We start from the raw sequence: 6,171 nt of genomic DNA, 5'->3' as shown, positions 1-6,171 counted from the left end.
TCGGATTCCGCGCGGCTGTCCGGATCAGCCACCGAGACTGCCTTCTGCGAGGTCGCCGCCGAGCACGTGGGCATGCACGTGGAAGACTGTCTGCCCCGCGCCAGACCCGGTGTTGAACACCAGTCGGAAATCACCGCTGCCGTGCTCTGCAGCGGCATCCTTGGCCACGGCCACCATCTCGGCGAGCAACGCAGGATCACCCGCGGCAAGCTCGGTGACATCGCGGTATTCGGCGGTCTTGGGAATCACAAGCAGGTGCAGCGGCGCCTGCGGAGCGATATCGCGGATGACGAACACGTTCTCGGTCTCGCTGAGGATCTCTGCGGGAATCTCGCCACGCAGGATACGAGTGAAGACGGAGGGCTCGGTCATGCTCTCAGTCTACCGACGGCCTCTCCCACGGGCCCAGCTACCGCCGGTACAGTCACCACCGGCCGAGGCTGGCGCTGAGCACCGCGATCGCTGCGGGACCTGCCGTCGAGGTACGCAGGACGTGGTCACCCAAGCGCACGAGCGTCGCGCCGGCAGCTTCGAGTGAGTTCAACTCGCCGGCGTCGATCCCACCTTCAGGTCCGACGACCAGGGCGATGTCGCGACCGTCGGTCTGCTCGGGCATCCATTCGGTCAGGCGCACTGTCGCTGTCGGCTCGAGCACGAACATCCGGGTCGTCGCTGCCCGCTCGCACAACCGCGCCGTCGTCACGGGCGCGCCGACCTCTGGAAGCCACGCTCGGTGCGCCTGCTTTCCCGCCTCCCGCGCGATCTGGCGCCAGCGGACGACACCTTTCTCACGCTTGGCCGCGTCCCACCGCGAGACGCTCCGGGCAGCCTGCCAGGGCGTGATGACATCCACACCGAGTTCCGTCGACGCCTGAACCGCAAGCTCGTCGCGGTCGCCTTTGGCAAGAGCTTGACCGAGTTCGATCCGGACGGATGGGCGGGGTAGGTCCTCCCGGTTCGTGACGCGCACGACGACCTCGCGCGCCGCGACTGCCTCGCACGTGCCTTCGAGCCATACGCCAGCGCCGTCGCCGAGCGTTACCGCCTCGCCGACGCGAACCCTGCGCACCGTGGCCGCGTGATGCGCCTCAGCCCCGGTGAGGGTTACGGTCTGGCCGGTCTCGGCATCCAGCCGCTCGTCGACGACGAAGTGAAGCGGCACGATCAGCCGTTCCGGAACCGATCGCGCAACTTCGAGAACAGGCCCTGATGGAACTCAGCCAGATGGGGCGCGGGTGCCTTCGTCCGCTTGGCGAACTCCTCGATGAGAGCCCGTTCCTTGGCGTCGAGCTTCGTCGGTGTGACCACATGAACACCCACGCGCAGATCACCGCGTGAATTGCCACGCAGCGGTGTGATGCCTCGACCCTTGATGGTCAGCACGTCGCCTGATTGAACACCGGGACGCACCTCGAGGTCCACCGGTCCGTCCAGGCCCTCGATCGTCGTGGCCGCGCCGAGAACGGCATCCGGCATCGAGACTTCGAGGGTTGCGAGCAGGTCGTCACCTTCGCGGCTGAACACCGGATGCGTCGCGACAGAGACCTCGATGTACAGGTCGCCCCGCGTGCCGCCGCCCGGTCCGACTTCACCCGATCCGGGAAGTTGTAGGCGCAGGCCCGTGTCAACACCGGCCGGAATGTCGATCGACACAGTGCGACGAGCCCGAACGCGACCCTGCCCCTGACAGGTCGCGCACGGGTACGGGATCGTCGTGCCGTACCCCTGACATGTGCCGCACGGCTGGGAGGTGACGACGTTGCCAAGCAGGCTTCGTACGGTGCGCTGGATGTGGCCCGTGCCATGGCAGATATCGCAGCGAACCGGCGTCGTTCCGGGTTGCGTACAGGAACCATTGCAGGTCTCGCACATGACGGCGGTGTCGACGTCGATGTCGCGATGGACACCGAAAACGACATCCTTCAGGTCGAGGTCGACGCGAACCAGCGCATCCTGGCCCCGCTCTTTGCGAGACCGCGGGCGCCCGCCGCGAGCAGCGCCCCCTCCCCCGAAGAAGCTCTCGAAGATGTCGCTGAAGCCACCGAAGTCGCCGGCTCCGCCGAAACCACCGTTCTGGCCGCCGCCCATGTCGTAGCGCTGGCGCTGCTGCGGGTCACTGAGCACGTCGTAGGCATGCGTGACGAGTTTGAACCGCTCGGCAGCGTCCTCCCCCGGGTTCACATCCGGGTGAAGCTCTCGGGCCAGGCGGCGATATGCCTTCTTGATCTCTTCGGGCGACGCGTCTCGCGACACGCCAAGGACCTCGTAGTGGTCAGCCACGGTCACCTTTCTGCATCCCGCGTGTTGTCGCGGGCAGTTCGTACGGGCTCATCGGCCCTTTTCGTCCTCGGCGAGCAGCCCCGTGAGGTAGCGCGCTACTGCACGTACCGCCGCGAGGTTGCTGGGATAGTCCATTCGAGTCGGGCCCATCAGCCCGACGCGTGCCCGCGCGCCCGTCGCATCGTAGTCACTTGCGATGACGGATGCCTCCGACAGCCCGAACGCCTCGTTCTCACGTCCGATGCTGGCTGCGAGCCCGTTGTCATCGGCGACCATCTCCCCCATCAGGCGAAGGATCGTCACCTGCTCTTCGATCGCCTCCAGAAGCGGGTAGATGCTTCCGCGGAAGTCGCTCTCGCGACGCGCGAGATTTGCCGCGCCAGCCATCACGAGCCGATCCTGACGGAACTCGTCAAGCTCCTCCTGCACGACTCGAAGGATCTCGGTGACCGCCGACTGGTGGGCGGTGCGCACGTCACTGTCTGCTTGCTCCTCGACGCGCTTCGCCCCCTGACGGACGCTGCGGCCGACAAGCAGTGTCGACACCTCGGCGCGAACGCGCGCGAGATCTGACTCGTCGAGGGCCACGGTCAGAAGCGCGAGGCGTTGTGACACACGTCCCGTATCGGTGACGACGATGACAAGCACCCGGGTGGGCTCAAGTGCCACGAGCTCAACGTGCGTGATGGTCGCCTTGGCAAACGAGGGATACTGCACGATGGCCACCTGGCCGGTGAGCTGTGTGAGTGCCCGCACCGTTCGCGCCAGAGCGTCATCCAGGTCTCCGGGCCCCTGCAGGAAGCTCGCGATGGCTGCGCGCTGGGCCGGTGAAAGGGGCCGGATCTCGGCGAGGTGGTCGACGAAGACGCGGTAGCCCTTGTCGGTCGGGACGCGCCCCGACGAGGTATGGGGTGCCGCGATGAGTTCTTCGTCTTCGAGAAGCGCCAAGTCGTTGCGGATCGTGGCCGCGGAAAAGCCGAACGCGTGACGCTCGACGATGGCCTTGCTTCCGACGGGCTCGCGGGTATCGACGTAGTCCTGCACGATAGCCCGCAGGACCTGAAGCCCACGCTCGCTGACCATGTCGCCTCCTTCCGCATCCGGCGTCGGCCGTTACAGCGGCTCGACGTGGCACTGGCACTCACATCCTCAGAGTGCCAATTCTAGCGGATGCCTCTCCCCCACGCCCTGGATCACGCGGTCAGCGCGCGGACTACCGCGTCAGCCAGCAGTCGCCCGGCACGAGTGAGCACAAGGGTCCCCCGCACCGCCTCGCGACCGTCGACGAGTCCATCCGCGACGAGACCGGCAACGGCTTGTCGGCTCTGCCATGCCAGCTGCGAAACCGGCAGACCCTCCACCGTACGCACCCGCAGCATCACGCGCTCGAGCAGTCGCGCCTCCTCATCGGGGACCTCCAAGCCCGCCCCCGGTGAATCGCCGGCAGCGAGCCGCTGCGCGTAGGCAGCAGGATGCCTGACATTCCAGAACCGCACGCCTCCGACGTGGCTGTGGGCGCCAGGACCGAAACCCCACCAGTCGTGGCCGTGCCAGTACGCAAGGTTGTGCCGCGAACGGTCGGCGGGGGTCCTCGCCCAGTTGGACACCTCGTACCAGTCGTAGCCGGCCTCCTCGAACGCTGTGTCAGCGTGCTCGTACATGGCAGCCTGCAGATCGTCGTCGGGTGTGGCGAGTTCTCCGCGTCGGATGCGGCGCTCCAGCGCAGTGCCCTCTTCGACGATCAGCGCATATGCCGAGATGTGGTCAGTCTCCAGCGCAAGGGCGGCCTCGACGCTGCGTCGCCAGTGATCGAGGGTCTCGTCTGGCGCGCCGTAGATGAGGTCGACACTTACTGCCAGACCACTGTCTCGTGCGGCGCGCACCGCCGTCGCAACGTTTTCGGGTCGGTGCGTCCGGTCGAGCGTCCGAAGCACCTCCGGCACCGCTGACTGCATCCCGATCGACAACCTCGTGACTCCCGCACCGGCCAGTTCCTCGGTGACCTCAGGTGTGACAGTGTCGGGGTTCGCCTCCACGGTGACCTCGGCATCCGGCTCGAGCCCGAAGCGATCCCGCAGGCTTACCAGAATGACTGCGAGGTCGCGGGCAGGAAGCAGCGTCGGCGTTCCCCCGCCGAAGAACACCGTGCTCAGTGGCCTCGGATGGGCAGAAAGGACGCCCGACGCGAGGTCGATCTCTCGAAGCAGCGTCCCCGCATAGTCCTCGCGGCGCGCGCCACGCAACTCCTCGGCCGTGTAGGTGTTGAAGTCGCAGTAGCCGCAGCGGACGCGGCAGAACGGAATATGGACGTATGCAGACAGCGGGGCGGTGGGGTCGATGACCGCCCCGGGAAGCGATCCGTCGCGCGGAACGGGATCGCCGAGGGGAAGCGCTGCGCCCATCAGGGAGCGAACAGCGGCGATACCGCCGTCAGGTAGGCCCGGAAGAGCCGTCGCCGCCGCCCGCGGACGAAGCGCGGTACCAGCCGGTACAGCGTCGATACGGGACGGTCAAATGCGCGCACGGTGAACCAGACCTCGTCGTTATCGCGCCACTCGACCAGGAACAGCTCCTCGCCGCTGACGACAGAGCCGCCCACGGTGCCGAGCGCATAAGCCGTGCGCCGGGGTTCTTCGACGGCCAGAATGACGCGCAGTTCGGCATCCGCGCGGTAGCCGCTGAGCCGGCCGGTGACATGCACTGTAGCGCCGGCGCTGACATACGGAGTGCCCTCGGCGTCGAAACGCTGCTCGGCGTCGCGTCGCGACGGCGCTATCGGCGCGCCATCCGAGTCGTACGCGACGCCGGCGTAGCCGGACCCGGATGCCGGACGGATGTCGGCCAACGACAACCCGGCCCCGCGCAGCGGCGCCCATGACAAGAGCGACTCGGTCGCCGACTCGAATCGTGCCTGACCGCTACCGATCCGCCAGGACTCCTCGGCGGGGACGCTCTTCTCCGGCGGGTACTGCATGAGGTCGGTAGCCTGTGTGGCCCCGACTGCTGCATAGTCGACGGTCTCGTCCCGGAAGGTTCCGCGGCGCATGGCGATCAGACTACTTGTCTTTACCCTCGACGTCCCCCGAGAGCGCTGCGATGAACGCCTCCTGGGGGACCTCGACGCGACCGACCATCTTCATGCGCTTCTTGCCCTCTTTCTGCTTTTCGAGCAGCTTGCGCTTGCGGGTGATGTCACCGCCATAGCACTTGGCCAGCACGTCCTTACGGATCGCGCGGATGTTCTCGCGGGCGATGATCCGCGCCCCGATGGCGGCCTGGATGGGCACTTCGAACTGCTGGCGCGGGATGAGCTTGCGGAGGCGCTCAGTCATCATCGTGCCGTACCCATACGCCTTGTCGCGGTGGACGATGGAGCTGAAGGCATCCACCTTCTCACCCTGCAAGAGGATGTCGACCTTCACGAGATCGGCGGTCTGCGACCCAGCCGGCTCGTAGTCCAGGCTCGCGTAACCCTGCGTCTTGGACTTGAGCTGATCGAAGAAGTCGAAGACGATCTCACCGAGCGGCATGTTGTAGCGCAGCTCTACGCGGTCCTCGCTCAGGTAGTCCATACCGAGCAGCGACCCGCGTCGGGACTGGCACAGCTCCATGACCGTACCCACATAATCCTTGGGCAACAGGATGCCGACCTTCACCACTGGTTCCGACACCTCGGCAACCCGACCGTCGGGGTATTCACTGGGGTTGGTGACGGTGACAGTCTCTCCGGTGTCGGTTGTGACCGTGTAGGTCACCGACGGCGCGGTGGTGATCAGGTCGAGGTCGAACTCGCGCGAGAGGCGCTCAGTGATGATTTCCAGGTGCAGGAGCCCGAGGAACCCGCAGCGGAAGCCGAAGCCCAGCGCGACCGAGGTCTCGGGTTCGTACTGC

Annotated in this window: 6 protein-coding genes and 1 pseudogene; all 7 read right to left on the bottom strand. The window is 66.5% G+C overall.

What is annotated here, in order from left to right; all coding sequences use genetic code 11:
• Positions 1-24: 24 nt before the first annotated feature.
• Positions 25-372 carry an HIT domain-containing protein gene (locus Q1V87_RS14570; RefSeq protein WP_300594410.1) on the bottom strand — a complete coding sequence of 116 codons (348 nt, stop codon included), beginning with the start codon at positions 370-372 and terminating at the stop codon, positions 25-27.
• Positions 373-424: 52 nt separating this feature from the next.
• The gene (locus Q1V87_RS14565) at positions 425-1,162 is read right to left on the bottom strand and encodes a 16S rRNA (uracil(1498)-N(3))-methyltransferase (protein ID WP_300594407.1); all 738 of its coding nucleotides are present in this window, start codon (positions 1,160-1,162) and stop codon (positions 425-427) included.
• Positions 1,163-1,164: 2 nt separating this feature from the next.
• The gene (dnaJ, locus tag Q1V87_RS14560) at positions 1,165-2,280 is read right to left on the bottom strand and encodes a molecular chaperone DnaJ (protein ID WP_292709373.1); all 1,116 of its coding nucleotides are present in this window, start codon (positions 2,278-2,280) and stop codon (positions 1,165-1,167) included.
• Between the two features lie 48 nt (positions 2,281-2,328).
• Entirely contained in the window at positions 2,329-3,363 is a 1,035-nt protein-coding gene (hrcA, locus tag Q1V87_RS14555) for a heat-inducible transcriptional repressor HrcA (RefSeq protein WP_300594404.1), read from the bottom strand.
• A gap of 110 nt (positions 3,364-3,473) precedes the next feature.
• Positions 3,474-4,682, bottom strand: a complete 1,209-nt coding sequence (hemW, locus tag Q1V87_RS14550; protein WP_300594401.1) for a radical SAM family heme chaperone HemW — start codon at positions 4,680-4,682, stop codon at positions 3,474-3,476.
• Positions 4,682-5,326: a DUF1990 family protein gene (locus tag Q1V87_RS14545; RefSeq protein ID WP_300594398.1), complete on the bottom strand. Its 645-nt coding sequence runs from the start codon at positions 5,324-5,326 to the stop codon at positions 4,682-4,684. Before Q1V87_RS14545 ends, hemW begins: the two co-directional genes overlap by 1 nt.
• Before the next feature lie 10 nt (positions 5,327-5,336).
• Positions 5,337-6,171: pseudogene (locus Q1V87_RS14540) on the bottom strand (elongation factor 4); the annotation flags it as partial.

Origin of the sequence: Microbacterium sp., assembly GCF_030149085.1 — a bacterium.
GTDB lineage: Bacteria > Actinomycetota > Actinomycetes > Actinomycetales > Microbacteriaceae > Microbacterium.
Note: the sequence above shows the minus strand (reverse complement) of the source record. Positions and strands in the feature narration are given on the sequence as shown.

What these genes read in the sequence shown, in the direction of transcription:
- Q1V87_RS14570 (WP_300594410.1), bottom strand. Translation starts at nt 372, where the DNA reads ATGACCGAGCCCTCCGTCTTCACTCGTATCCTGCGTGGCGAGATTCCC.
- hrcA (WP_300594404.1), bottom strand. Translation starts at nt 3,363, where the DNA reads ATGGTCAGCGAGCGTGGGCTTCAGGTCCTGCGGGCTATCGTGCAGGAC.
- hemW (WP_300594401.1), bottom strand. Translation starts at nt 4,682, where the DNA reads ATGGGCGCAGCGCTTCCCCTCGGCGATCCCGTTCCGCGCGACGGATCG.
- Q1V87_RS14545 (WP_300594398.1), bottom strand. Translation starts at nt 5,326, where the DNA reads ATGCGCCGCGGAACCTTCCGGGACGAGACCGTCGACTATGCAGCAGTC.